At 71.1% G+C, this 26,404-nt stretch carries 26 protein-coding genes; 7 read left to right on the plus strand and 19 right to left on the minus strand.

Annotated elements, in window-relative coordinates:
* Position 1: 1 nt before the first annotated feature.
* The 3 genes from ggt to NON19_RS14010 form a co-directional block, all read right to left on the minus strand.
* Positions 2 to 1,828: a gamma-glutamyltransferase gene (ggt, locus tag NON19_RS14000; protein WP_255927901.1), complete on the minus strand. Its 1,827-nt coding sequence runs from the start codon at positions 1,826 to 1,828 to the stop codon at positions 2 to 4.
* Positions 1,829 to 1,985: 157 nt separating this feature from the next.
* Positions 1,986 to 2,738, minus strand: a complete 753-nt coding sequence (locus NON19_RS14005) for a ZIP family metal transporter (RefSeq protein ID WP_255927903.1) — start codon at positions 2,736 to 2,738, stop codon at positions 1,986 to 1,988.
* A gap of 108 nt (positions 2,739 to 2,846) precedes the next feature.
* Complete coding sequence (locus tag NON19_RS14010; protein WP_255927905.1) at positions 2,847 to 3,098, minus strand: TfoX/Sxy family DNA transformation protein; 252 nt, start codon at positions 3,096 to 3,098, stop codon at positions 2,847 to 2,849.
* Positions 3,099 to 3,287: 189 nt separating this feature from the next.
* Here NON19_RS14010 and NON19_RS14015 point away from each other — a divergent pair, with 189 nt between their 5' ends.
* Positions 3,288 to 5,069: a peptide-N4-asparagine amidase gene (locus NON19_RS14015; protein ID WP_255927907.1), complete on the plus strand. Its 1,782-nt coding sequence runs from the start codon at positions 3,288 to 3,290 to the stop codon at positions 5,067 to 5,069.
* Positions 5,070 to 5,268: 199 nt separating this feature from the next.
* Here NON19_RS14015 and NON19_RS14020 read toward each other — a convergent pair whose 3' ends face one another.
* The 15 genes from NON19_RS14020 to iolC form a co-directional block, all read right to left on the minus strand.
* Positions 5,269 to 5,712: a DUF6278 family protein gene (locus NON19_RS14020; protein ID WP_255927909.1), complete on the minus strand. Its 444-nt coding sequence runs from the start codon at positions 5,710 to 5,712 to the stop codon at positions 5,269 to 5,271.
* Between the two features lie 48 nt (positions 5,713 to 5,760).
* A complete protein-coding gene (locus tag NON19_RS14025; RefSeq protein ID WP_255927911.1) occupies positions 5,761 to 6,132 on the minus strand; it encodes a cupin domain-containing protein in 372 nt (123 codons plus the stop codon).
* An 87-nt stretch (positions 6,133 to 6,219) separates the two neighbouring features.
* Positions 6,220 to 6,999: an exodeoxyribonuclease III gene (locus NON19_RS14030; RefSeq protein ID WP_255928068.1), complete on the minus strand. Its 780-nt coding sequence runs from the start codon at positions 6,997 to 6,999 to the stop codon at positions 6,220 to 6,222.
* Between the two features lie 45 nt (positions 7,000 to 7,044).
* Entirely contained in the window at positions 7,045 to 7,692 is a 648-nt protein-coding gene (locus NON19_RS14035) for an MBL fold metallo-hydrolase (RefSeq protein WP_255927913.1), read from the minus strand.
* 114 nt (positions 7,693 to 7,806) lie between these two features.
* Positions 7,807 to 9,222 carry a bifunctional 3-oxoadipate enol-lactonase/4-carboxymuconolactone decarboxylase PcaDC gene (gene pcaDC / locus NON19_RS14040; RefSeq protein WP_255927915.1) on the minus strand — a complete coding sequence of 472 codons (1,416 nt, stop codon included), beginning with the start codon at positions 9,220 to 9,222 and terminating at the stop codon, positions 7,807 to 7,809.
* Positions 9,223 to 9,281: 59 nt separating this feature from the next.
* A complete protein-coding gene (locus NON19_RS14045) occupies positions 9,282 to 9,827 on the minus strand; it encodes a hypothetical protein (protein ID WP_255927917.1) in 546 nt (181 codons plus the stop codon).
* Positions 9,824 to 10,975, minus strand: coding sequence for an ROK family glucokinase (locus NON19_RS14050; RefSeq protein WP_255927919.1), 1,152 nt, complete (start codon positions 10,973 to 10,975; stop codon positions 9,824 to 9,826). The genes NON19_RS14045 and NON19_RS14050 overlap by 4 nt, the downstream gene beginning before the upstream one ends.
* A gap of 41 nt (positions 10,976 to 11,016) precedes the next feature.
* Positions 11,017 to 11,817, minus strand: a complete 801-nt coding sequence (locus NON19_RS14055; protein WP_255927921.1) for an ATP-binding cassette domain-containing protein — start codon at positions 11,815 to 11,817, stop codon at positions 11,017 to 11,019.
* Positions 11,814 to 12,845, minus strand: coding sequence for an ABC transporter permease (locus tag NON19_RS14060; protein ID WP_255927923.1), 1,032 nt, complete (start codon positions 12,843 to 12,845; stop codon positions 11,814 to 11,816). Before NON19_RS14060 ends, NON19_RS14055 begins: the two co-directional genes overlap by 4 nt.
* Positions 12,842 to 13,810 carry a sugar ABC transporter substrate-binding protein gene (locus tag NON19_RS14065; protein ID WP_255928070.1) on the minus strand — a complete coding sequence of 323 codons (969 nt, stop codon included), beginning with the start codon at positions 13,808 to 13,810 and terminating at the stop codon, positions 12,842 to 12,844. Before NON19_RS14065 ends, NON19_RS14060 begins: the two co-directional genes overlap by 4 nt.
* Before the next feature lie 109 nt (positions 13,811 to 13,919).
* Positions 13,920 to 14,675: a GntR family transcriptional regulator gene (locus NON19_RS14070; RefSeq protein WP_255927925.1), complete on the minus strand. Its 756-nt coding sequence runs from the start codon at positions 14,673 to 14,675 to the stop codon at positions 13,920 to 13,922.
* A gap of 112 nt (positions 14,676 to 14,787) precedes the next feature.
* The gene (iolD, locus tag NON19_RS14075; protein WP_255927927.1) at positions 14,788 to 16,668 is read right to left on the minus strand and encodes a 3D-(3,5/4)-trihydroxycyclohexane-1,2-dione acylhydrolase (decyclizing); all 1,881 of its coding nucleotides are present in this window, start codon (positions 16,666 to 16,668) and stop codon (positions 14,788 to 14,790) included.
* A complete protein-coding gene (iolB, locus tag NON19_RS14080; protein WP_255927929.1) occupies positions 16,665 to 17,570 on the minus strand; it encodes a 5-deoxy-glucuronate isomerase in 906 nt (301 codons plus the stop codon). Before iolB ends, iolD begins: the two co-directional genes overlap by 4 nt.
* Positions 17,571 to 17,601: 31 nt before the next feature.
* Positions 17,602 to 18,480: a Cgl0159 family (beta/alpha)8-fold protein gene (locus tag NON19_RS14085; RefSeq protein WP_255927931.1), complete on the minus strand. Its 879-nt coding sequence runs from the start codon at positions 18,478 to 18,480 to the stop codon at positions 17,602 to 17,604.
* A 30-nt stretch (positions 18,481 to 18,510) separates the two neighbouring features.
* Positions 18,511 to 19,467, minus strand: coding sequence for a 5-dehydro-2-deoxygluconokinase (gene iolC / locus NON19_RS14090; RefSeq protein WP_255927933.1), 957 nt, complete (start codon positions 19,465 to 19,467; stop codon positions 18,511 to 18,513).
* Positions 19,468 to 19,769: 302 nt separating this feature from the next.
* Here iolC and NON19_RS14095 point away from each other — a divergent pair, with 302 nt between their 5' ends.
* The 6 genes from NON19_RS14095 (at position 19,770) to NON19_RS14120 (ending at position 25,871) form a co-directional block, all read left to right on the plus strand.
* Positions 19,770 to 20,780 (plus strand): substrate-binding domain-containing protein, encoded by a 1,011-nt coding sequence (locus NON19_RS14095; protein ID WP_255927935.1) that lies wholly within the window; start codon positions 19,770 to 19,772, stop codon positions 20,778 to 20,780.
* A complete protein-coding gene (locus NON19_RS14100) occupies positions 20,780 to 21,856 on the plus strand; it encodes an ABC transporter permease (RefSeq protein ID WP_255927937.1) in 1,077 nt (358 codons plus the stop codon). Before NON19_RS14095 ends, NON19_RS14100 begins: the two co-directional genes overlap by 1 nt.
* 5 nt (positions 21,857 to 21,861) lie before the next feature.
* Positions 21,862 to 22,713 (plus strand): ATP-binding cassette domain-containing protein, encoded by an 852-nt coding sequence (locus NON19_RS14105; protein ID WP_255927939.1) that lies wholly within the window; start codon positions 21,862 to 21,864, stop codon positions 22,711 to 22,713.
* A 71-nt stretch (positions 22,714 to 22,784) separates the two neighbouring features.
* On the plus strand, positions 22,785 to 23,699 hold the full coding sequence (locus NON19_RS14110; RefSeq protein WP_255927941.1) for a sugar phosphate isomerase/epimerase family protein: 915 nt from the start codon (positions 22,785 to 22,787) through the stop codon (positions 23,697 to 23,699).
* Positions 23,700 to 23,815: 116 nt separating this feature from the next.
* Positions 23,816 to 24,829, plus strand: coding sequence for a Gfo/Idh/MocA family protein (locus NON19_RS14115; RefSeq protein WP_255927943.1), 1,014 nt, complete (start codon positions 23,816 to 23,818; stop codon positions 24,827 to 24,829).
* A 34-nt stretch (positions 24,830 to 24,863) separates the two neighbouring features.
* Complete coding sequence (locus tag NON19_RS14120; protein WP_255927945.1) at positions 24,864 to 25,871, plus strand: Gfo/Idh/MocA family protein; 1,008 nt, start codon at positions 24,864 to 24,866, stop codon at positions 25,869 to 25,871.
* A 38-nt stretch (positions 25,872 to 25,909) separates the two neighbouring features.
* On the opposite strand, the gene NON19_RS14125 is transcribed toward NON19_RS14120, so the two are convergent.
* Positions 25,910 to 26,401, minus strand: a complete 492-nt coding sequence (locus tag NON19_RS14125) for a glutathione peroxidase (RefSeq protein ID WP_255927946.1) — start codon at positions 26,399 to 26,401, stop codon at positions 25,910 to 25,912.
* Positions 26,402 to 26,404 lie beyond the last annotated feature (3 nt).

A 26,404-nucleotide genomic window follows, 5' to 3' on the forward strand; every position in this document is an offset into this window, starting at 1 on the left:
GTCAGGGCTTCCCGGACGGCCAGACGACCATGGCCGAGCCGCCGCCGCGGCGTACGGTCTCGGCGGCGGCGACCCACCGGCCGTCCGGCAGGCGCTGGACACCGGTGGCGGCGCCGATCTCCGGGTTGAGGGTGAAGTGGTGGCCGATCTTCTCCAGCTCACCGCGCAGTGGGCTGTTGTAGAGGCCGGGCTCCAACTCGGTGTTGGCGGCGTTGCGTTGGCTGGCGCGCGGCGCGGCGATCGCGTCCACCAGCGGCAGCCCGCGGTCGACATGGCCGAGCAGTACCTGGAGCACGGTGGTGATGATGGTCGCGCCGCCGGGCGATCCGATCGCGAAGTCCGGCCACCCGTCCTTGAGCACGATCGTCGGGGAGATCGAGGAACGCGGACGCTTGCCGGGACCCGGCAGGTTCGGGTCGGGGACGGCCGGGTTGGCCGGGGTGAAGTCGAAGTCGGTCAGCTCGTTGTTGAGCAGGAAGCCACGGCCGGGCACCACGATGCCGCTGCCACCGGTCTGCTCGATGGTGAGGGTGTACTCGACGACGTCGCCCCACCGGTCGGCCACCGTTAGGTTGGTGGTGTTCTGGCCCTCGTACGTGGTGGGTTCCGCGGTGCCGCCGTGGTCGCAGCCGTGCGACGGGTGGTAGGGGTCGCCGGGCGGCAGCGGGCTGGTGAGGACCGCGTCGGACTTGATCAGGCAGGCCCGCGAGTCGGCGAACCGGCGTGAGGTCAGGCCGCGGGTGGGCACGTTGACATACGCCGGGTCACCGACCCAGCGGCCCCGGTCGGCGAAGGCGATCCGGCTGGCCTCGATGAAGTGGTGCAGGTACTGCGCCGGGCTCATCCCGGCGAGGTCGTACCGCTGGAGGATGTTCAGGGCCTCACCCATCGTGGTGCCGCCCGAGGATGACGGCGCGATCCCGTACACGTCGAGGCCGCGGTACGCCACATGCGTCGGCTGCCGGTACCGCACCCCGTACGCGGCCAGGTCGGCGGCGCTCAGGTCACCGGGGCGGACCTTGCGGGTCGCGGTCGGGCTCACCGGCGGATGGTGGACGGTGCTGACGATGTCGGCGCCGATGTCGCCGCGGTAGAGGGCGCCGAGGCCGCGTCGGCCCAACTCCCGGTAGGTGCGGGCCAGATCGGGGTTGGTGAAGGTGGAGCCGACCACCGGCAGCTTGCCGCCGGGCAGGAACAGCTTGGCGGTGGCCGGGAAGTCGGCGAACCGCGCCTGGTTGGCGGCGGTCTGCTGGCGGAACGTCTGGTCGACGGTGAAGCCGCGTTCGGCGATGCGCTCGGCCGGTGCGAGCGACTGGGCCAGTGAGCGGGTGCCCCAGCGGTCGAGGGCGGCCTGCCAGGTGGCGGGGGTGCCGGGGGTGCCCACGGAAAGGCCGCTGGTGACCGCCTGGTCGAACGGGAGCGGCTTGCCGTTCTCCAGGAACAGGCCGCTGTTCGCGGTGCGCGGTGCGGTCTCCCGTCCGTCGATGGTGGATATTCGGTGGGTCCTGGCGTCGTAGTAGACGAAGTAGCCGCCGCCGCCGATACCGGCCGAGTACGGCTGGGTCACCCCGAGCGCGGCGGCGGTGGCGACGGCCGCGTCCACCGCGTTGCCGCCGTGCCGCAGGACGTCGATGCCGACCGCGGAGGCGTTGGCGTCCACGCTGGAGACGGCGCCGCCGTAGCCGACCGCGACCGGCGACTTCACCGGGGCGGCGACGGGGGTGCCAGCCGCCGCCGGCGTGCCCGCGGCGAGCGTGGCGAGCACGGCGCCGGTCGCGGCAAGTGCCGTTATTCGGCGGCGAGTTGTCGATCCTGCGGCAGGACCCATGCGTACCTCCAAGCGAACGACAGGGCCGGGAGCCTACCGGCGGGACAGGAGCGACGACAGGGGGGCGGCGGCCGCCGCGGTGATGTTTCGTCCGGCTGTAACGTTCCGCGCCCTTGGGTCACGTCAGGTCGGCACCTCACGTCAGGCCGACGCCACGTCAACTCGCCATCGCGATGACCAGCCACATGAACCCGGCGCCCGCGAGCGTGCACAGCAGCGTGGACAGCGAGGGGTGCGGGCTGTGTGCCTCGGGCAGGATGTCGCAGGTGGCGAGATAGCACAGGAACCCGGCGAAGAACCCCAGGTACAGCCCGAGCACGCCGCGTGGGAGGGTGACGCCCAAGGTGGTGGCGGCGCCGACGACGGGCGCCACGGCATCGCAACCGAGCAGGGCGAAGGTCCGACGGCGGTCGTTCCCGTACAGCCAGGTGACCGTGTAGGTGTTGAAGCCGTCCGCGAAGTCGTGGGCGATGACGGCGAGCGCCACCACCGCGCCGACGGTCGCCCCGGTCTGGAAGGCCGCGCCGATGGCGAAGCCGTCCATGACGCTGTGTGCGATCAGGGCGCTCGCCGCGGCGATCCCGAGGGCCCGCGGCGGCGCGCGGTCGTGCCGGTAGCGGTGGGTGTGGGCGGCGTACTCGCCCTCGTGGGCACGGCGGACGGCGACCGCGCGCTCCGCGGTGTGGATGGCGAGGAAGCCCGCGACGAACAGCAGCAGCGCAGCGGGTACGCCGAACACGTTCGCCGGTTGGGCGCGGAGGGCCTCCGGCAGCAGGTCGAAGCCGACCGCGCCCAGCATCAGCCCGGCGGCGAACCCCAGGACGAGATGGCGGCGATCCCCGATGCGGTGTGCCACCGCGCCGCCGAGCAGGGTCATCCAGAACGCGCCCACAGCGACCATTACTGCCATGGGGTCATGATCCGGCCACGCCGGGGGGTCGGCGCTCGGGCGTGGGCCGTATGGGCGGCGCGGCGGCTACTGATGCGTGGGTACGGCCTGCCGCGCCGCCCGGATGGGTCAGTCGAAGACGCGCGAGGCGAGGGTGGCGCGCTCCTCCTGCGGGATGGAGGTCCAACGGGTGCCGCGGATGGCGCCTTCGAGCGCGAAGAGGGTGTGACCGCGGGCGTCCTCCGGCAGTTCCGCGCTGATCTTGGCGTACGCCGCCTCCGCGCCGAGCCGACGCAGTTCCGCCGCGTCGCACACCCCGGCTTCGCGCAGCCGGTCGGCGAGGATCGCACCGATGTTGGGGAGTTTCTCCAGGGATTCCATGTCGTATCTCCCGGTCTGGGTGGTTCGCGGGGTCCTCTGCGCCATGATGCCCGGCTCCGGGCCCGATCCCGTGGATGCGGGGCCGACCTGACGCCCGATCCGGCGGTCTTGTCGGGCGTCGGCGAGTACGGCAGCGTACGGGCGACGGTGATCACAAGTGCTCATGGATGATCAGGAGAGGGCGATTCGATGGCACGGACCAGACGAGAGCGGTCACTTTCCGGCGGGCGACGGTTGCCTTTCGGGCGACCGCTGTCCTTGTGGCCATTACTGTCCCTTTGGCCGTTACTGGCCGCGCTCGGTGCCGCGGCGGCGCTGGCGCTCGGCGGGCTGAGCGCGCCCGCCTCGGCCGCGGCGGCACCGGGACCGCGTTCGAACCCGGCGGTGGACTACCAGGATCCGGTGTCCGCCCTGCCGCCGGTCAGCCGCCCGGCCACCCGGCACTGCACGGTGGAGGTGATGCGCCATGACTTCGGCGACAACCTCGCCGATCCCCCGTTCAGCACCACCGTCACACCGCCCAGCCGTTGCGCGGGTCCGTGGACGAAGGTCGTCATGGACTGGTCGGGCAGCGTCAAGGGCCGCCAGTACGACCGGCTCGCCGGGGTGTGGCTGGGTGGCGCGGAGATCTTCCGCACCAGTACGGCCGAGCCTGACGAGGACGGCGTCAACTGGCATGTCGACAAGGACATCACCGAGTTCATCCCGCTGCTGAGGAGCCCTCAGCAGCTCCAGGTGGAGCTGGGCAACGTGGTCAACTCCACCTACACCGGCGTCTACCACATGCGGCTGAGCTTCACCTACTACCTGGCCGACGCCCGGCATCCGGCCGCGCGCACCGCCGACCAGGTGATACCCGTCGACCGGCACGACCCTAAGAGCGCGCCCTGGTTCGAGCTGGGCAAGGGCCAGTCGGCGACCACCTCGGTGTCGCTCCCGGCCAATCTGACCCGGGCCCGGCTGGAGCTGTACGCGCGCGGCGGCGGGTGCGACGAGCAGTGGTTCACCGCCGTACCGGACGACCTGGCCAGGACCGCGCCCGACTACCTGTGCGGCGGCGGTCCCTACCGTGAGGTGCTGGTCTCGGTGGACGGCCGTCCGGCCGGGCTGGCACAGCCGTATCCCGTGGTGTACTCGGGCGGCATCGTGCCCACGCTGTGGCGGCCGATCCCGGCCATCGACCAGTTCCGCACCGAGGCCTACGACCTCGACCTGACCCCGTTCGCCGGTCAACTCGCCGACGGCAGGCCGCACTCGCTGACCATCACCCCGTATGACGCCAACGACACCTGGACGGTGGGCGGTTCACTGTTCCTGGACACCGACCACGGCCGGTCCCACACCGGCGGCGCGGTCACCGCGGACTCGCTGGGCGCGGCCCCTCGGGTGGCGACCACGCAGACCAAGCGGGCGGACGGCGGTACGGATGTCGCGGTGGACGTGCACCGCGACTGGTCGATCAGTGGCTATGTCGACACTTCCGGTGGACGGGTGGTGACCACCGTCGAACAGCACCTCGGGTACCGCAACACCGACGCGGTCTCCAAGACCGGCCAGCGGCAGGTGGTGCGCCAGACGGACACCGGGGCCACCACGGTGCGCACCGCTGGTCCCGGCCGCGACCAGCGGACCGCCGTGCGGCACTCCTGGGCGTACCCCATCGACGTGGACAGCGACGCGGTCTCCAACGTCGACTACAACAACTACGACCTGCGCGCGGCGGTGACGCAGGGGCGCACCGAGACGGACGCCGTACGGTCCGGCCGCGGTGGCTGGCACGTCACGGCCGTCTCGGACGACCGGCTGACCGCCACGGGTGAACTCGCCCGCAAGGCCGGGGCGGTGCTGACGGCGGACGGCACGTCCGTTGAGCACTATCGGGGTGCGGACGATTCCGGGTTCTGCTACGACCGTCTGCTACGTGCCGCGCACGGGTGGATCACGTCGGACTCGGGCGGGCTCTGCGGGTAGGCGCTCCGGGCTCCGCTGGGTGGGCGGGGGCTCGGCTGGATGGGGGGAGGGGCTCCGCTAGGCGTGCGGGGGGCTCCGCTGGGTGGGTGGCGATAGGCCGTCGATCGTCTGCGGCACGGTTGTGGCTGGTCGCGCCCACGCGGCGGAGCCGCACATGAACACAGCCCCGCGACCCTTCAGGGCGCCGCCAACCGCACCCTCAATGGCCTTCGGCCGCCTCGGCGTGGACCTGGGCCAGTTCCGGAGTGCCCCCGGTCGCCCAGGCGTGGCCCGCGGCGACCACGTCGATCTCCCGGCCGGAGGCCAATCGCACCACAGGACGGCCGTTCGGCCAGATCTGCCAGACGGCGCCGGGCACACTGCGCACGATGACCGTGCCGAGGTACAGCCCGGCGTCGTTGCCGAGCCAGGAGAGGTTGTCCGGATCGTCCCGCCACTGCGGCGGCAACTGGTCGAGGGCCGCCAACGAGGCCGCGGTGTCGTCGAGTTCGACCCCGGCCGCCGACGCCTGTTCCCGCAACAGCTCGCACTCCGAGAGCAGTTCCGCGACACCTTCCTGGTCGACGGTGCCCGGGGCGGTGACGGACACGCCACGCGCGGTGCCGTGCCGCTTGCGCCATCTGTCGAAGAACGAGATATCCATACCGACAGACTGGCACCACCGGTCCGGGCGCGACGTCAGACGCGGCGATCAGATACGGACGCTGTACGCCTTGCGCAGCGTCTCGTGCACCGTCCATGTCGTCCGGTCGCCCTCGCGCAGCACGCACACATCGCCAGGGCCCACCTCGAACGTCGGGCCGTCCGCCACCTCGATCGTGGCCCGGCCGCTGAGCACCACGAACATCTCGTCGGCCTCGGTGTCGGTGACCGCTCCCGGGGTGATCTGCCAGATGCCGTGCGCCCGGGTGCCGTCCGGTGACTCCCACAGGACGGCGCCGGTCGCCTCGGGAGTGCCGGAGACGATCTGTGCCGGATCGAGCGGTTCCGGCGACAGTTCGGCGGCGGCGATGTGCAGGGCGAAGCTGGGCACGAGGGGACGGCCCGGGTCAACGGCGGTCATGGCCGCTCAGCGTACGCGGGTGGGCCGCGGCGCCGGGGCGGCACAGTGTGTGCGCTCCGGTACCCGTCCGTACAGGTCGTAAAGCGGCTACAGCTCCAGGTCGACCACGACCGGGGCGTGGTCGGAGGCGCCCTTGCCCTTGCGCTCCTCGCGGTCCACATAGGCGTCGCCGACTGCCTTGGCGAAGGGCGCGTTGCCGTAGACCAGGTCGATGCGCATGCCCTTGTTCTTGGGGAAGCACAGTTCCCGGTAGTCCCAGTAGGTGAACGGCCGGTCGTACTTCAGCGGGCGGGGCACCACGTCGGACAGGCCGGTCTCGCGCAGTGCGGCCAGCGCGGCGCGCTCCGCCGGGGTGACATGGGTCAGCCCCTCGAAGACCGACGAGTCCCAGACGTCGTCGTCGGTGGGGGCCACGTTGTAGTCACCGAGGACGGCGAACGGCCGGTCCCCGCCCGCGTCGTCGGCGACGGCCCGCCGCAGCGCCTCGAACCAGAGCAGCTTGTAGTTGTAGTGGTCATGGCCGACCTCCCGGCCGTTGGGCACATACACCGACCACACCCGCACCGCGCCGCAGGTGGCCGCCACCGCGCGCGGCTCCTGGCTGCCGTCGTAGTCCGGGCCGTCCGGCAGGCCGAGCACCACGTCCTCCAGCCCGACCCTGGACAGCACCGCGACGCCGTTCCACCGGCCGTTCGCGTTGACCGCCGCTTCGTAGCCCAGCTCGCGCAGCTGGTCGGAGGGGAACTGCTCCGCCGTGCACTTGGTCTCCTGTATGCACAGCACGTCCGTGCCGCTGTTCTCCAGCCAGGCCAGCAGCCGCGGCAGGCGGGCGGTGATCGAGTTGACGTTCCAGGTCGCGATGCGCAGTGCCATGTCCCGCAATCTACCGCCCGCCACTGACAGGCCGGACGGCTACGCCAGTTCCACGCTCTCCCCCGGCACGATCCTGCGGTGCTCGGCCCCGCCGATACCCGGGCCGGACGGTCCCAGGTTGCGGTTGTAGACCCCGTGCCCGGCGTCGTTCAGCAATCCGTCGTGGATCGAGTAGGCCTGTCGCGGACCGACCTCGCGCAGGTAGTCGACGACCTCCGAGAACTTGTTCCACGGAGCGTGTACCGGGAGCAGCAGCGTGCTGACGCTCTTGTCCGGCACCGTGAGCGCGTCGCCGGGGTGGAACAGCGAACCGTCCACCAGGAAGCCGATGTTGGTGATGCGCGGCAGGTCGGGGTGGATGACGGCGTGCAGTTCACCGTGCACCTCGATGTCGAAGCCCGCCGCTTGGAAGGTGTCGCCGTTGCCCACCGTGTGCACCCGCCCGGGGAAGGCGGCGGCGATCCGGTCGACGACGCTGCGCAGGGTCCAGATCTCGGCGGCCGGGTTGGCGTCGAGCGCGGCCCGCAGCCGGTCCTCGTCGAAGTGGTCGAGGTGCTCATGGGTGACCAGGATCGCGTCGGCGCCGACCGCCGCGTCCTGCTCACTGAAAGCGCCGGGGTCGATGACCAGGGTCTGCCCGCCCTTCTCCAGCCGGACGCAGGCGTGACCCTTCTTGGTCAGCTTCATGGTTGTCTCCCCTGTCAAGCCGTCCCGGGAACCGTTTCCCCAACATCATTTCACCGGGGCGCGGTCAGACCACGGCCCTGGCGGGGCGAGCCGATCCGGGTATCCGGCGAACCCTCAGCGGGGCAGTTGGGCGACCTCCCTGATGACCCGCTGGGCCACGGCGAGGGCGGAGCGGGCGGCGGGCACGCCGCAGTAGACGGCGGTCTGCATCAGCACCTCCTTGATCTCGGCGGGCGACAGGCCGTTGCGCAGTGCCGCGCGGACATGGAAGGCCAACTCGTCCAGATGGCCGCCAGCGACGAGCGCGGTGAGGGTGACGCAACTGCGGGTCTTGCGGTCAAGACCCGGCCGGGACCAGATCTCGCCCCAGGCGTAGCGGGTGACGAAGTCCTGGAAGTCCGCGGTGAGTTCGTCGGCTTCGGCCGCGGCCTGGTCCACGTGCGCGTCGCCGAGCACCTCACGGCGGATCCGCATGCCGGTGTCGTACGGGTCGGGCCGCTGCCCAGGCACGGCGGCTGACGGCTCGGGCACTACGGTCGGCGCCGCGGGCGGCGCCATCGGCGACGCGGCGGGCGGGGCGGCGTTCGGCGCGGCCGCCGGGGCGACGTTCGGCGCGGGTGCCACCGGCGGCGGGGGTACCGGCGCCGCGGGCGGCGGGGTGGTCAACGGCGCCAGTGCCGGGGCGGCGGCCGGGTGCGGCGGCGTGGGCTCGACGGGCGGCCGGAACGGGGGCGGGGTGGGCGTGACGGCACGGTCCTGCCAGGCGGTGGAAAGGTGCCGGACCACCAGATCGGTGAACGCCCTCGGCTGCTCCACCGGAACCAGGTGGGCGGCACCGGGCACCACCGCGAGCCGGGCGTCGGGGATGCCCGCGACCAGTGCGCGGGCCTCGGCGGGCGGTGTGGCCTGGTCCTCCGCACCGGCCACGACCAGCGTCGGGACGGCGACCCCGGCGAGTTCCGCCCGTACGTCATGGGTGGCCAGTGCCTCACAGGCGGCGATGTAGCACTCGGCGTCGGTGGTGCGCACCATCTGCACGCCCCACTCGACGATGGACGCCTGTGCGGTGCGGAAGGCCGGGGTGAACCAGCGCTCCGGGGTGGTCTGGGCGATCTGGGCGAGTCCACCGGACCGCACGACGACCCCGCGCTGCCGCCAGCCGTCGGGGGTGTCGAAGCGTGCCGCCGCGGAGACCAGGACCAGCGAGGCCACCCGGCACGGGCTGCGCAGCGCCAGGTCGAGACCGATGGCACCGCCGATCGAGCAGCCCGCGTAGCCGAACCGCTCGACGCCGAGGCCGTCGAGGGTGGCCAGCAGCCGGTCGGCCAGCTCGCCGACGGAGGGCGCGGGTTCCGCGGGGGCGCCGCCGTGGCCCGGCAGGTCGAAGCGGAGCACCCGCCAGTGCGCGGTCAGTTCGGGTATCTGCCGGTCCCACATGTGCCATGTGGTGCCGAGGGCCGGACCGAGCACGAGTACGGGGGCGTCCTGCGGGCCTTCGATCCGGTGCTGGAGGGTCTTCGGGTCAGTCACCCGGCCACGCTATCGAGGGAGCGGAATGAGCCGTTCAGCACCCCCGTGCCGGGCATGCCTCAGCGGAAGGTTGTGGTGGAAACGAGGTAGACGGCCGGTTTGTCGGGGTTGTCGAGGTTGACGGTGATCCGGTGCTCGGGCTTGTCGCCGTGGCCGGGCAGGGTGGCGCCCGCCCAGTCGTGTGCTGGCGAGAACTTCCAGCCGACCCGCTGGGACTGGTCGGCGGTGATGGTCACCGCGCCGCCCTTCAGGTCCTCGCGCCCCGCGCCCAACTGCGCCAGGAACGTGTCCAGTCCACCCGCGGTGGTGGTGAACTGTACGTAGAGCGAGCTGGTTTGCCACGCGTTGGACTCGAAGTAGGCGACCTTGGTGGCGTTGTACGGAATCGGCACCTGGTAGATGCTGCGCTGGGTCCGGGCGGGCCAGTCGTCCACCAGACCGGCCATCTCGGCCTTCAGCGACTTGGCGCCGTCGGTGTCCCGGCTCTGCACGGCGGCGACCGCGCCGTAGCCGGACGGGATCACGATCAGCAGGGCGACCACGATCCACTGCACCCAGCGGCGCCGTCCCCGCGGATGCCCGGTGGTGGCGGAGGTGGGAATCATCGTGCGTCCTCCCGGCCGCGCGGCACCAGCCGTGTGCCGAGCCCGGCGCGCTCGTAGCGTTCGACCCGCCGCCGGTTGGTGCGGCGGAAGCGGCGGGCGATCAGCCGGGCCAGGTCCGCGGCGCCCACCATGCCCGCCTCTGGCCCGAGTTCGGCCTTGACGATCCGGGCCTCCGGCCGGTAGCCGCGACCGGTCAGGGTACGCCGGAAGGCGTCCCTGGCCGGGCCGATCAGCAGGTCGTCGGCGGCGCTGACGCCTCCGCCGATGACGAAGCAGGACGGGTCGAGCGCGGCGGCCAGGTTGGCGATGCCGACGCCCAGCCACTGTCCGATGTCCTGGAACAGCTCGACGCACATCGCGTCGCCCTCGCGGGCCAGCTCGGTGATCAGCGGACCGGTGATCTCGCTGACGTTGCCGCCGACCCGGTCGATGATCGCCTGCGCCACCGGGGAGTCCGCGGCGGCCAGTTCGCGAGCCTCGCGCACCAACGCGTTGCCCGAGCTGTACTGCTCCCAGCAGCCGCGGTTGCCGCACGGGCAGCGGTGCCCGCCGGGCACCACCTGCATATGGCCGAACTCGCCCGCGACCCCGTACCGGCCCCGCTTGACCTGGCCGTCCTGAAGGATCGCGCCGCCGATGCCGGTGCCCAGCGTGATCATCACCAGGTCGTCCGCGCCGCGCCCGGCGCCGAACCGCCACTCCGCCCAGGCCGCGGTGTTGGCGTCGTTGTCCACCATCACCGGCACCAGCAGCCGCTCGGCGAGCTTGTCCCGCAGCGGTTCGTCACGCCAGGACAGGTGCGGTGCGAACAGCACCCGGGAGCGGTCGGCGTCCACCCAGCCCGCGGCGCCGATACCCACGGCGTGCACGTCATGCCGCTCGGACAGATCGAGCACCAGCTCGACGATGGTGTCCTCGACCACCTTGGGGCTCTTGGACTTGTCCGGGGTCTCGGTGCGCAGCTTCTCCAGGATGTTGCCGTCGGCGTCCACGACGCCCGCCATCACCTTGGTGCCGCCGATGTCGATGCCCACCGTGGGCACCCGGGGCGCGGTGAGATGGGAGCGGCGTTCGCGGCGGCCGACGGTCTGCAGGACGGTGGCTCGCGCCGCGCCCCTACGGTGGACGCGTTCGCGGTAGGCGCTCAAGGGGTCTCTCCGGGTCGGGGGCTCTACTGGGCGATTCTGCCTCATGCGCGGTCCGGTGAGCGAAGGCCGTCCGGTCGGCTCAGCTCATGGCTGAGCTGTTCCAGCTCGCTGCCGCCCGCCATCTGGCGGGTCAGCTCCTCCAGGGTGATCTCCGCCTTGGTGTGGCTGCCCGCCATCGTGCCGCGCTTGAGCAGGACGAAGCGGTCGCCGACCAGGTGGGCGTGGTGCGGGTTGTGCGTGATGAGCACCACGCCGAGGCCCGCGTCACGTGCCGCGGCCAGGTACTTGAGCACCACGCCGGACTGCTTGACGCCGAGCGCCGCGGTCGGCTCGTCCAGCACCAGGGCCTTCGCGCCGAAGTACACCGCGCGGGCGATCGCCACGCACTGCCGTTCACCACCGGACAGGGTGCCGATGGGCTGGTCCACGTCGCGCAGGTCGATGCCCATCCGCAACAGTTCGGCGCGGGTGGTCTCGCGCATCGTGCGCACGTCGAGGCGCCTGAGGGGGCCGCGGCCCTTGCGCGGCTCGGAGCCGAGGAAGAAGTTCCGCCACACCGGCATCAGCGGGACGACCGCCAGGTCCTGGTAGACGGTGGCGATGCCGCGGTCCAGGGCCTCGCGCGGTGAGCCCAGCCGGACCTCCTCGCCCTCGATCCGGTAGCTGCCGCCGTCGTGCTGGTGCAGCCCGGCGACGATCTTGATGAGGGTGGACTTGCCCGCGCCGTTGTCGCCCAGCACACAGGTGATCTCCCCCGCGCGCACGTCGAGGCAGACGCCTTCGAGGGCCTTGATGTTGCCGTAGAACTTGCTGATGCCTTCCAGCTCGACCAGTGGCGTCATGTGCTGGCCTCCGCGCGTTTGCGTACCCAGTGGTTGAGCAAGGTGGCGAGCAGCAGCATCGCCCCGAGGAAGAACTTGAACCAGTCGGGGTTCCACTGGGCGTAGACGATGCCCTTGCTGGTCATGCCGAAGATGAACGCGCCCACGGCCGAGCCGATCGCCGAGCCGTAGCCGCCGGTCATCAGGCAGCCGCCGATGACGGCCGCGATGATGTAGAGCAGTTCGTTGCCGACGCCCTCACCGGACTGCACCACGTCGAACGAGAGCAGCAGATGCTGGCCGGAGATCCAGGCGCACAGCGCCACCGCCATGTAGAGGCCGATCTTGGTGCGCGCCACCGGAACGCCGACCGCCCGGGCCGCGTCGGCACCACCGCCCACCGCGAACACCCAGTTGCCCGCCCGGGTGCGCAGCAGCACCCAGGTGGCGACCGCCACCAGGGCCAGCCACCACACGATGGTGACCTGCAGGTCGACCGAGCCGATGGTCAGGTGGGAGGCGAACACCGCGCGGGCGGAGTCGAAACCCTGCATGTCGGAGATGCTCTTGGTGGCCACCGTGCCGCTGATCAGCTTGGTGCAGCCCAGGTTGAGTCCAGTGAGCATCAGGAACGTGCCGAGGGTGATGATGAAGCTCGGCAGCCTGGTGCGGGTCAGCACGAACCCGTTGAAGAACCCGATGGCCAGCGTGACCAGCAGGGAGACCCCCACGCCCACCCAGACGTTGGCGGTCATCTGGTAGCTGAACATCGAGGAGAACAGCGCGGAGGTGGTGACCATCACCCCGGCCGACAGGTCGAACTCCCCGCCGATCATCAGCAGCGCCACCGGCACCGCCATGATCCCGATGGTCGACGAGGCGTACAGCACGGTGCCTAGGCTGGACGGCTGGAGGAACGAGTCGGCGACGAAGGAGAAGAAGAGGAACACCGCGACCGCCCCGACCACCGAGCCGAGTTCGGGCCGGGCCAGCAGGCGGCGCGGCAGCGAGCGCCGCACCAGGCGCTCGTCGAGGGTGGCCTGGGTCATCGGGTCCCCCGCTGGGTGTACTGGCGCAGCGCGTCCGCGTCGTCCCTGGTGACGATCTGCGGGCCGGTGAGCACCGGCTTGCCGCCGCCGAGGGCGTCGCGGTTGTACTTGTACAGCCACATCAGGTCCACCGCCTCGTACCCCTGCAGGTACGGCTGCTGGTCGACGGCGAAGCCGAGGCTGCCGTCGGACAGGCCCTGGGCGACCTGGGCGTTGAGGTCGAAGGTGTCGATCTCGGCGCTGCTGCCCGCCTGTTGCCTGGCCTTGACCGCGGTGGCGGCGAACGGCGCGCCGAGGGTGACCACGGCGTCGACCGACTTGTCGGACTGCAGCTTGGCCTGGAGCGCGGACTGCACGTCGGGCATGTTGGTGCCGTTGACGTAGAGGTTCTCCACGGTGCCGTGGAAGGACTGCTTGACTCCGGCGCAGCGCTGCTCGTGGCCGACGTTGCCCTGCTCGTGCAGTACGCACAGGGCGTGCTTCCTGCCGCGCTTGTCGAGCTCGTCACCGACCGCCTGCCCCGCGATGGTCTCGTCCTGGCCGACGTGGGTGAGGGCGCCGAACGCCTTGGACTGGTCGGCGCCGGAGTTGATGGTGATCACCGGTATTCCGGCCCGCTCGGCCTTGGCGACCACGTCCTTCATGGCGTCCGGCTTGGCCAGGGTGACGATCAGCCCGTCGACGTGCTGGTCGATGGCGGCCTGGACCAGTTGCGCCTGCTGGTCGCTCTGGTCGCTGGCGGAGTACAGGAAGTTGACGTTGTCCTTGACGGAGGCCTGCTTGGCGCCGTTCTGGACGATGTCCCAGAAGGTGTCCCCGGCGCCGGAGTGGGTGACCATCGCCACCGTCCACCGCGGGGTGGTGACCGCCTTGCCGTTCGCGGCGGCCTGCTTGGCCCGTTCCTCCGCGCGCAGACCCCCGGTGCTGCTGCACCCCGTCACGGTCGCGGCCATCACGGCCGTCATGATCGCGATGAGCGCGCACAGCCGCCTTTCCACCCTCGCCACTGCTTCCTTCGCCTTCCTCGGGGACCCGCCAGCCGTCCATTGTCCCTGACGCGGCGGAAACCCGAGATCAGGGGCGTACCAGCAGCTGGAACTCGAAGGCGTAGCGGGAGGCGCGGTAGATGTGGGTGCCGTACTCCACCGCCCTGCCGGTGTCGTCGTAGGTGGTGCGCTGCATGGTCAGCAGGGCGGCGCCCTCGGGCTCGGTGAGCTGCTCGCCCTCCTCGGCGGTGGCGTTGCGGGCGCCTACCGCCTGGCGGGCGCTGTGCAGGGTGATGCCCGCGGCGCGCATCAGCCGGTACAGGCCGGTCTCCTCAAGGCGTTCGCTGTCCAGTTCCAGCAGCTGCGCGGGCAGGTAGTTGCACAGGTACGCCATCGGCTCGCCGTGGGTGAGGCGGAGCCGTTCGATCACCTGGATCTCGCTGCCCTCGGCGACCCCGAGGGCGGCGGCGACCTCGGCGGAGGCGGGCTCGGTCTCGTTGCGCAGCACCCGGGTGGCCGGGCTCTGCCCGGCGGCCTGGAGGTCGTCGTACAGGCTGCTCAGTTCCAGCGGGCGCTTGACCTGGCTGTGCACCACCTGGGTGCCGATACCGCGGCGGCGGACCAGCAGGCCCTTGTCGACCAGGGACTGGATGGCCTGGCGGACGGTCGGCCGGGACAGGCCGAGCCGCCCGGCCAGTTCGATCTCGTTGCCCAGCAAAGAGCCCGGGGCGAGTCGGCCGTGCTCGATGGCGCTCTCCAACTGCTGGGCGAGTTGGTAGTAGAGCGGCACGGGGCTCGACCGGTCCACCGCGAAGTCAAGGCTTACGGGCTCAGGCTTGGGCACGGGCCGAGAATATCCATCGGTAAAGCTGACAGGAAAGTCTGACATCACATTGTCCTGACATGTTCCCTGGGCAGGGTCCCGATCGGGGAGGGCATCTCGGCCCTGACGGCGGTCACAGGTGGTGGCGCCGGGTCGCCAGCTGCCGTTCGTACTCCTCACGTGCCTTGACGGCGGCGGGCCGGGTCGCGGTCTCGGCCACCGGCACGTCCCACCACGCCTCGGCACCCGGTGTGGTCGGTGCGCGGCCCGCGGCAGTCTCGGTCTCGACGTACACACACGTCGGCCGGTCCGAGGCGCGGGCGGTGGCGAGGGCGGCGCGCAGTTCGCGGACGGTCGCCGCGCGGATCACGTCCATCCCCAGGCTGGCGGCGTTGGCGGCCAGGTCGACCGGCAGCGGTTCGCCGTCGTAGGAGCCGTCCTCGGACCTGAACCGGTAGGCGGTACCGAAGCGTTCGGCGCCGATCTGCTCGGACAGCCCGCCGATGGAGGCGTAGCCGTGGTTCTGGATCAGGACGATGTTGACGCCCACGCCCTCCTGGACGGCGGTGACGATCTCGGTGGGCATCATCAGATACGTGCCGTCCCCCACCAGCGACCACACCGGCCGGTCCGGCGCGGCCAGCCGCACGCCGATCCCGGCGGGGATCTCGTAGCCCATGCAGGAGTAGCCGTACTCCAGGTGGTACTGGCGCGGGGAGCGGGCCCGCCACAGCTTGTGCAGGTCGCCGGGGAGCGAACCGGCCGCGTTGATGATCACGTCCTCGTCGCCCACCACCGAGTCCAGCGCGCCCAGCACCTGGGTCTGGGTGGGCCGGGCGTCCTCGTCATCGGCCGCGTAGGCGGCGTCCACGATCCGCTCCCAACGGGCCTTGCCGGTACGGTACTCGGCCTCGTACGACGCATCGACGCGGTGGCCGCCGAGGGCCTCGGTGAGCGCCTGGAGTCCGGTACGGGCGTCGGCGACCAACGGGATGCCGCTCAGCTTGTGGGCGTCGAAGGCGGCGACGTTGAGGTTGACGAAGCGCACCGCGTCCGCCGCGAACAGGGTGCGGGAGGCGGTGGTGAAGTCGGTGTACCGGGTGCCGACGCCGATCACCAGGTCGGCGGTGCGGGCCAGTGCGTCGGCGACCGCGGTGCCGGTGTGGCCGATGCCGCCCACGTCGCCCGGGTGGTCGTAGCGCAGCGAGCCCTTGCCCGCCTGGGTGGAGGCCACCGGGATGCCGGTGGCGTCGACCAGCGCCCGCAGCGCCTCCTCCGCCTCGCTGTGGTGGACGCCGCCGCCCGCCACGACCAACGGCCGCCGGGCGGCCCGGATCGCGCTGACCGCCGCCGCCAGCTCCACCGGGTCGGGGGCCGGGCGGCGCACCCGCCACACCCGCTCCGCGAAGAACTCCTCGGGCCAGTCGAACGCCTCGGCCTGCACGTCCTGCGGCAGCGCCAGGGTGACCGCGCCGGTCTCGACCGGGTCGGTGAGCACCCGCATCGCCTCCAGCGCCGCCGGGATCAGCGCCGCCGGACGCATCACGCGGTCGAAGTAGCGGGAGACCGGCCGCAGCGTGTCGTTGACCGAGACGTCCCCCGCGTACGGCACCTCCAGTTGCTGCAGCACCGGGTCGTTGGCGCGGCTGGCGAAGATGTCGCCGGGCAGCAGCAGTACCGGGATGCGGTTGATGGTGGCCAGTGCCGCGCCGGTGACCAGGTTGGTGGCGCCCGGGCCGATGGAGGTGGTGACCGCCTGGGTGGACAGCCGGTTGGACTGCCGGGCGTAGCCGACCGCCGCGTGCACCATGGCCTGCTCGTTGCGGCCCTGCAGGTACGGCATCGCGGACCGGCCGGACTCCAGCAGCGCCTGCCCGAGCCCCGCCACGTTGCCGTGCCCGAAGATTCCCCAACAGGCACTGATCAGCCGGGACTTGCGGCCGTCCCGCTCGGTGTACTGGTGGGCCAGGAACTCCACCAGGGCCTGGGCGACGGTGAGCCGTCGTGTGGTCATCGCTCTTGCGCTCCTTTGGAAGCGGCGGGATACAGGGGGAGCCGGGGGTCGACGGGCTGGCCGGCCCAAGTGCCGCGGATCCAGGCGTGGTCGGGGTGGTCGCAGATCAGCCACTCCCGCTCGGCGCCGGGACCGGCCATCACGTTGAGGTAGTACATGTCGTGGCCGGGTGCGGCGATCGACGGCCCGTGCCAGCCGTCGGGGATCAGCACGGTGTCGCCGTGGCGCACCTCGGCGAGCACGTCCGGGCCGACGCCGTGCCCGGAGGGGGTCACCCGCTGGTAGCCGACGCCCGGCGTGCCGTGCGCGGCGGCGATCTCGAAGTAGTAGATCTCCTCCAGTTGGGACTCCTGGCCCGGACGGCATTCGTCGTGCTTGTGCGGTGGGTACGAGGACCAGTTGCCGCCGGGGGTGAGGACCTCCACGGCGATGAGCCTGTCGCACTCGAACACGCCTGCCGCGGCGAAGTTGTTGACCTGGCGGGAGCAGTTGCCGGTGCCGCGCAGTTCCACCGGCACGTCCTCGGCGGGTCCGTAGCGGGCGGGCAGCCTGCGCTCGCAGCGAGCACCGGTGAGGGCGAACCGGCCGCCCGCGCCGCTGGCGATCTGGGCGTGCGCGTCGCGCGGCAGATAGGCGAAGTCGGTGACGGAGCTGAACACGCTGTCCCTGCCGCGCAGTTCGAAGGCGCGTCCCTCGGTCACCACGGTGCAGCCACCGCTGAGCGGCAGCACGATCCACTCGCTGTCGCCGGTGGCCAGCGAGTGCGAACCGCCCGGCGGCAGTTCGAGCACCCGCAGTGCGGAGTAGCCCCAACCGGCTCGTTCGGGGTCGATGTCCACCGTGTACGGGCCGTCGGCGGTGCTTGCGGCGGTGCGGTGGAATTCCTGGGAGTCGCAGGTCATGGTTCTCAAGTCTCCTGACCGCTGGGCGGGTTCACAGCAGTCCGACGGCGGTGTCGACGGCGGCCTCCACGCTGCCGCGCGCCGGGTACAGCAGTGAGCGGCCGACGACCAGGCCCTGCACGGTGGGCAGCCGCAGCGCCTTGCGCCACTTCTCGTACAGCCCCTCCTGGTCCCGGCCGACCTCTCCGCCGAGCAGTACGGCGGGCAGCGTGGAGGTCTCCATGACGGCGGCCATGTCGTCCACGTTCTCGGTGACCGGCACCTTCAGCCAGGTGTAGGCGGAGGTTCCGGCGAGGCCGGAGGCGATGGCGATGGATCTGGTGACGGCCGCCGCGCTCAGGTCGTTGGTCACCTTGCCGCCCACCCGGCGGGAGATGAACGGCTCCACGAAGACCGGCAGCCGCCGCTCGGCCATCTCGTCGATGGTCCGGGCGGTGGAGTACAGGGTGCTCACCGACCCGGCGTCGGCGTAGTCGAGGCGCAGCAGCAGCTTGCCCGCGTCGAAGCCCAACCGGGCGATGTCCTGCGCGCGGTGGCCGGTGAACCGGTCGTCCAGCTCGAACGAGGCTCCGGCCAGGCCGCCGCGGTTCATCGAGCCCATCACGACCTTGCCGTCGAGCGCGCCGAGCAGCAGCAGGTCCTCCAGGATGTCGGCGGTGCCCAGCACCCCGTCCACACCGGGCCTGGCCAGCGCGGTGCACAACCGTTCCAGCAGGTCGACCCGGTTGGCCATGGCCAACTCGTACTCACCAACGGCGAGCGCGCCGCGCGCCGGATGGTCGGCGGCGATGATCATCAGCCGACCGCTCGGTCCTATCAGAGGCCGACGGACCCTGCGCGCGGCGGCTTCGGCGATGGCCTCGGGGTGCTGGGTGCGCACCTTGACGAGGTCGCTGATGCTGATGCTCAAGGGGTGCTCGCTTTCACGTGGGGCAGTGGGTCAGCCATGCGCGAGGAGGTCCTCGACCTCGGACTCGGTGGGCATGGCGGAGGAGCAGGCGAGCCGGGCGGCGACCAGCGCCCCGGCGGCGTTGGCGTACCGCATCACACGGTCCAACTCCCAGCCGGCGAGCAGCCCGTGGCACATCGCGCCGCCGAACGCGTCGCCCGCGCCGAGGCCGTTGACCACCTCCACCCGCACCGGCGGCACCTCGGCGGACCGGCCGTCGCGATGCACGGCCAGCACGCCCCTGGGCCCCTGCTTGACTACCGCCAGTTCTACTCCTGCCGCCAGCAGGGCGCGGGCGCAGGCCCAGGGCTCGCGGACGCCGGTGGCGACCTCGCACTCGTCGAGGTTGCCGACCGCGACGGTCGCGTGTGCCAGCGCCTCGGCGTAGTACGGACGCGCTGTCTCCCTGGCGTCCGGACCGTCCCAGAACATCGGCCGCCAGTCGAGGTCGAAGACCGTGGTGCCGCTCTTGCCGCGGGCGCGCAGCGCGGTCAGGGTGGCCGAGCGGCTGGGCTCGGCGCACAGTCCGGTGCCGGTCATCCAGAAGACCCGGGCCGCACGGATGGCGTCCAGGTCGAGTTCGGCCGGGTGGATCTCCAGGTCGGGGGCCTTGGGCTGGCGGTAGAAGTACAGCGGGAAGTCATCGGGCGGGAAGATCTCGCAGAAGGTGACCGGGGTGGGGTACCGCTCGACCGGGGTCACCCAGCGGTCGTCCACCCCGAACTCCTTCAGCGCCTGGTGGACGTAGGTGCCGAACGGGTCCTGCCCGGTGCGGCTGATCACCGCGCTGCTCCGGCCGAGCCGGGCGGCGGCCACCGCCACGTTGGTCGCCGAGCCGCCCAGGAACTTGCCGAAGGTCTCGACCTGCGGCAACGGCACGCCGGTCTGCAGTGGATAGATGTCCACCCCGACCCGGCCCATCGTGATCAGGTCGTACGGCTCGGTCATGGGCATGGCTCCTCGTGGTCCGTCATGCGCCGGTCCGAACGCCCGGCCGAGTCAGGTCTAACGGCTGCGCGCGGCCATTGTCAACGCTTTGTCATTACATTCGAACGTCCTAACCCCGACGGAGCCCTCACCCCGTCACGTTGGCGTTATCCCGTCGTTACGTCGAGATGAACTGATGTCATAACAAACCCTTGACAGGGCCCTCGGTACGAGGTTGGCTCCGCTGTGCAACGGGCCGTGTTGCCCCGATCCGCCTTCCCTCCCCGCAGCTCCCCCTTCCCCGCAGCGAGGTATCAGGACCGATGGAAAGTTCCGCCACACCCCGCAGAGCAGCCGCCCTCGCCGTACTGGCGGCGAGCACCCTCATCCTCGCCGGATGCGCCAGCAGCTCCGGCGGCAAGAAGGCCGCAGACACCGCCGACGGCATATCGGCGGGCCACGCCAACACCCCCCGGATGAAGGTCGCGATGATCACGCATCAGGCCCCGGGCGACACCTTCTGGGACCTGGTGCGCAAGGGCGCCCAGGCCGCCGCCGCCAAGGACAACGTCCAACTCGTCTACTCCTCCGACCCCAACGCCGCCAACCAGGCCAACCTGGTGCAGAACGCGATCGACCAGAAGGTCGACGGCATCGCGGTGACCCTGGCCAAGCCCGACGCGATGAAGAACGCGGTGGCCAAGGCCGAGCAAAGCGGCATCCCGGTGGTCGGCCTGAACTCGGGCATCGACGTCTGGAAGCAGCAGGGCCTGCTGGAGTACTTCGGACAGGACGAGAGCATCGCGGGCCAGGCGGTCGGCGACAAGCTCAACCAGCTCGGCGCCCACCACGTCGTGTGCGTCGTCCACGAGCAGGGCAACGTCTCGCTGGAGGACCGCTGCGCGGGCGTGAAGAAGGACTTCAAGGGCACCACCGACCTGCTGTACGTCAACGGCCAGGACATGCCGTCGGTGAAGGCGACCATCACCGCCAAGCTCCAGCAGGACCACTCGATCGACGAGGTGGTCACCCTCGGCGCCCCCTTCGCGCTCACCGCCACCCAGTCGGTCTCCGACGCGGGCAGCAAGGCCAAGGTGGCCACCTTCGACCTCAACAAGGACCTGGTGTCCGCCGTGCAGGACGGCAAGGTCCAGTTCGCCGTCGACCAGCAGCCGTACCTGCAGGGTTACCTCGCGATCGACGCGCTGTGGCTCTACAAGAGCAACGGCAACTACAGCGGTGGCGGCACCGCCCCGGTGCTGACCGGCCCGGCGTTCGTGGACAAGGGCAACGTCGCGGCCATCGCCAAGTTCGCGCGGAACGGGACCCGGTGATGACGATGACCCAGCAGGCCGCGTCGGCGGCCGACGCGCAGTCGGCCCCCGTACCGCCCAGTACCGACGGCCGAACCGCCCAGCGCTCACCGGCTCGCAGACTGCTGGCCCGGCCGGAGGTCGGCGTGGCGGTCGGCGCCATCGCCGTGTTCCTCTTCTTCTTCGCCGTGGCACCGACGTTCCGGCAGGCCGACTCGATGGCCACGGTGCTCTACCAGGCCTCGACCATCGGCATCATGGCGCTGCCGGTGGCGCTGCTGATGATCGGCGGCGAGTTCGACCTGTCAGCCGGGGTCGGGGTGGTCAGCTCGGCACTGACCGCCAGCATGATCAGCTACCAACTCACCCAGGACGTCTGGGTGGGCGTGGTCGTGGCGCTGGTGTTCTCGCTGGCGGTCGGCGCGTTCAACGGCTATCTGCTGGTGAAGACCGGACTGCCGAGCTTCCTGGTCACACTGGGCACCTTCCTGATGCTCCAGGGACTCAACCTGGCGGTCACCAAGCTGATCACCGGCAATGTCGCCACCGACTCGATCAGCGACATGAACGGGTTCAACCAGGCCAAGGCGGTCTTCTCCTCCGACATCACCATCGCGGGGGTGTCGGTCAAGATCACCGTGTTGTGGTGGCTGGTCTTCGCCGCCCTCGCCACCTGGGTACTGCTGCGCACCAAGTACGGCAACTGGGTCTTCGCCGTGGGCGGCAACAAGGAGAGCGCGCGGGCGGTCGGCGTACCGGTGACGTTCACCAAGATCACGCTGTTCATGGCGGTGGGCTTCGGCGCCTGGTTCGTCGGGATGCACCAGCTGTTCGCCTTCGACACCGTGCAGTCGGGTGAGGGCGTCGGCAACGAACTGCTCTACATCGCCGCCGCGGTGATCGGTGGCTGTCTGCTCACCGGCGGCTACGGCTCGGCGATCGGCACGGTCATCGGCGCGTTCATGTTCGGCATGGTCACCCAGGGCATCGTCTACGCCGACTGGAACCCCGACTGGTTCAAGCTGTTCCTGGGGGTCATGCTCCTGGGCGCCACCCTCATCAACCTGTGGATCCGCCGTCAGGCCACCCGGAAGTGATCACCATGGCAACCAAGGAAACCTCCGGCACCACCTCGCCGCCCATCGTCGAGCTGAGCGGCGTCGGCAAGTCGTACGGCAACATCCGCGCGCTGCACGGGGTGGACCTCACCGTCAGCCCCGGCCAGGTGAGCTGCGTGCTGGGCGACAACGGCGCGGGCAAGTCCACCCTCATCAAGATCATCTCAGGGCTGCACCAGCACTCCGAGGGCGAGTTCCGCATCGACGGCGAACCGGTACGGCTGGGCTCGCCGCGCGACGCGCTGGACCGCGGCATCGCCACCGTCTACCAGGACCTGGCCACCGTGCCGCTGATGCCGGTGTGGCGGAACTTCTTCCTCGGCTCCGAGCTGACCCGGGGCCGCTGGCCGCTGCGCCGGTTGGACATCGCGCTGATGAAGAAGACCGCCGACGAGGAACTGCGCAACATGGGCATCGTCCTGGACGACCTGGAGCAGCCGATCGGCAGTCTGTCCGGCGGCCAGCGGCAGTCCGTGGCGATCGCCCGCGCGGTGCACTTCGGCGCCCGGGTGCTGATCCTGGACGAGCCGACCGCGGCGCTCGGCGTCAAGCAGTCCGGTGTGGTGCTCAAGTACATCGCGGCGGCCCGGGAACGAGGGCTCGGCGTCATCTTCATCACCCACAACCCGCACCACGCCTACATGGTCGGCGACCACTTCACCGTGCTGCGGCTGGGCACTTTGGAGCTGAGCGCGGCACGCGCCGAGGTCGGCCTGGAAGAGCTGACCCACCACATGGCGGGCGGCGCCGAACTGGCCGCGCTCAAGCACGAGTTGGCCCAGGTGCGCGGCGTCGACACCGACGAGCTGCCGTCCGCCTCCCTCGGGGCGCAGTGATCACCAGGGCGCCTCGCCCCCTGACCTTCGTTCTTGACCCCGCCCCTGAACCGGCAAGGAGAGCACCGCAGATGACCACCAGCTCCGCCCCCGTACTGGACCGCATCCGGGTCGGTTCGGCACCCGACTCCTGGGGGGTGTGGTTCCCCGACGACCCGCAGCAGGTGCCCTGGACCCGGTTCCTGGACGAGGTCAGCCAAGCGGGTTACGAGTGGATCGAGTTGGGGCCGTACGGCTATCTGCCCACCGACCCCAAGCGGCTCACCGACGAACTCGCCCGCCGCTCGCTGAAGGTCTCCGCCGGAACCGTGTTCACCGCGCTGCACCGCGGCCCGGCGGTCTGGGACGCCACCTGGACGCACGTCGCCGAGGTCGCCGAGCTGACCCAGGCGATGGGCGCGCGGCACCTGGTGGTCATCCCGTCCTTCTGGCGGGACGACAAGACAGCCGAGCTGATCGAGCCCAGCGAGCTGACCGGTGAGCAGTGGGGCCATCTGACCACCGGCATGGAGCGGCTCGCCCACGAGGTACGGGAGCGCTACGGGCTGGACATCGTGGTCCATCCGCACGCCGACACCCACATCGACACCGAGGAGCATGTCGTCCGCTTCCTCGACTCCACCGACTCCGACCTGGTCAAGCTGTGCCTGGACACCGGCCACTACGCCTACTGCGGCGGTGACAGCGTCAAGCTGATCCACACCTACGGCGAGCGGATCGGCTATCTGCACCTGAAGCAGGTGGACCCCGACATCCTCACCGACGTGATCGCGAACGGGGTGCCGTTCGGCCCCGCGGTGAGGCGCGGCGTGATGTGCGAGCCGCCGCGCGGAGTGCCGGAGCTGCCCCCGGTGCTGGAGGCGGCGCAGGGCCTCGGCGTGGATCTCTTCGCGATCGTGGAACAGGACATGTATCCGTGTCCCGCGGACCAGCCACTGCCGATCGCCCAGCGCACGCGGCGTTTCCTCCGCTCGTGCGGGGCCTAGCCCCCGCCGGGCGGGCCGGAGCGGCGACAACGGGTTCCACGGGGGCAACCCCCCGGATCCCGCTCTCCTGGCCCCCGACAAGCAACCCGTAGGCCCCGGAAGGACGAACCAGAGCAATGCACAACACACTCGGCGTAGCCGTGATCGGTACCGGACGGATGGGGGCCGACCATGTGCGCCGTATCGACGAAGTGACCAGCGGAGCGCGCGTCGCCGCCGTGGTGGACATCGACGCCGACCGCGCCAAACGCATCGCCGACCGCATCGAGGGGTGCACCGCCTACACCGACCCGGCCGCCGCCATGGCCGCCCCCGCCGTGGACGCGGTGCTGATCGCCTCCCCGGGACCGGCGCACGAGGCCGCGCTGCTGGCCGCGTTCGAGCGCGATCTGCCCGTGCTGTGCGAGAAGCCGCTCACCCCGGACGCGGCCTCCACGCTGCGGGTGCTTGAGGCCGAGCAGCGGCTGGGGCACCGCAGGGTGCAGGTCGGCTTCATGCGCCGCTACGACGCGGAGTACCTGCGGCTGAAGTCGCTGCTGGCCGGGGGCGAGCTCGGCCGCCCGCTGATGGTGCACAACCGGCACCGCAACGCCTCCACCCCGCCCGGCTTCACCAACGCCATGCTGATCAACGACTCGGTCGTGCACGAGATGGACACGACCCGTTGGCTGCTCGACCAGGAGATCACCGCCGTCACCGTGCTGCGCCCGACCCCGTCCGGCAACGCGCCGGAGGGCCTGGACGACCCGCAGTTCGTCATCTTCGAGACGGACGGCGGCGCGCTGGTGGACACCGAGATCAACGTCAACTGCCGCTTCGGCTACCAGGTTCAGGCCGAGGTGGTCTGCGAGCGCGGCACCGCGCGGATCGGCGAGGCGCACTCGCTGCTCACCAACACCGAGGGCCGTTGGGGCGGCAGCATCGCCCCGGACTTCGTGGAGCGGTTCGAGGAGGCGTACGACCGCGAGGTGCAGAGCTGGGTCAACGCCACCCGGCGCGGCGAGGTCGTGGGTCCCAGCGCCTGGGACGGCTACGCCGCGGCGGCGGTCTGCGAAGCCGGGGTGCGGGCGCAGACCGAGGGCCGCAGGGTGCCGGTGGAGATGATCGAACGCCCGGCGCTGTACCGCTGAACTCCCCTGACGGCACACCTGATTGAGGACCGCCATGCGAATCGGACTTGTGGGCACCGGCCGGATCGGCTCGTTCCACGCCGAAGCCCTGCGAGCACTGCCCACCGTGAGCGAGTTGGTGGTGGCCGACGCCGATCCGGCCCGGGCCGTCGAGGTCGCCGCACGCGTCGGGGCCCGGGCGACCGGGTCGGTGGACGGCCTGTTCGCCTGCGGGGTGGACGCGGTGGTGATCGCCTCGGCCACCTCGGCGCACGCCGAGCTGATCACCCGCGCCGCCCGCGCCGGTCTCCCGGCGTACTGCGAGAAGCCCATCGCGCTGGACCTGGCGGGCACGCTGCGCGCGCTGCACGCGGTCGAGGCCGCCGGAACCATGTTGCAGATGGGCTTCCAGCGGCGCTTCGACGCCGGATACCTGGCCGCCCGCGCCGCCTACCGGGACGGAAGGCTGGGCCGGGTGCACACCATCCGGGCCGTCACCTCGGACCCCGCTCCGCCGCCGCCGGAGTTCCTGCCGCTGTCCGGCGGGCTGATCAGGGACTGCCTGGTGCATGACTTCGACGCGGTGCGGTGGCTGACCGGTCGCGAGGTGGTGGAGGTCTTCGCCCGCGGCTCGGCCGGTGGCGCGGCGTTCTTCCGCGAGGCGGGCGACGTGGACACCGCCGCCGCCCTGCTCACCCTGGACGACGGCACCCTGGTCACCGCGACGGCCACCCGCTACAACGGCGCGGGCTATGACGTGCGGATGGAACTGTCCGGTGAGCGGGAGCAGTTCGTCGTCGGCCTGGACGACCGCACCCCGTTCACCTCCGCGGAACCCGGCGGTCCGGCGGGACCGGAGCGGCCGTGGACCGGATTCCTCGAGCGCTTCGAGAGCGCCTACCGGGCGGAGTTGGCCGCGTTCGTCGAGGCCGCCGCGGGCCGGGCCGCCAACCCCTGCTCGGGGCGCGAGGCGCTGCACGCCCTGCTGGTCGCCGAGGCGTGCGAACTGTCCCGGCTGGAGGGCCGCCCGGTGCAGTTGGAGGAGATCGCCAAACAGCTGTGAAGGAGAGGAGGGGGACGCCGTCCCCCTCCTCCTCGCGCTCAGCTGGGCAGCAACTCCTCGATCGCGGCCGCGAGTTCCTCCGACTCCGGGTCGGTACGCGGCCGGAACCGTGCGGCCACCGTACCGTCGGGGGCGATCAGGAACTTCTCGAAGTTCCACTGGACGGGTCCCGCCTCGCCCTCGGAGTCGGCGAACCGGGTCAGTTCGGCGTACAGCGGCTGCTGGTCGGCCCCGTTGACGTCGGCCTTCGCGTAGAGCGGGAAGCTCACACCGTAGGTGGAGGAGCAGAAGGTCTCGATCTCCTCGGCGGTACCCGGCTCCTGGCCGCCGAACTGGTTGCAGGGGAAGCCGAGGACCGTGAAGCCACGATCGCCGTAACGCTTGTGCAGGCGCTCAAGGCCCGCGTACTGCGGGGTGAGACCGCACTTGGAGGCGACGTTGACGATGAGCAGCGCCTTTCCCCGATGGTCGGCGAGCGAGCCGGGCTCACCGGCGAGGGTGCGCAGCGGAATGTCGTAGAGGTTGGCCATGCC

Origin of the sequence: Streptantibioticus rubrisoli, assembly GCF_024436055.1 — a bacterium.
Lineage (GTDB): Bacteria > Actinomycetota > Actinomycetes > Streptomycetales > Streptomycetaceae > Streptantibioticus_A > Streptantibioticus_A rubrisoli.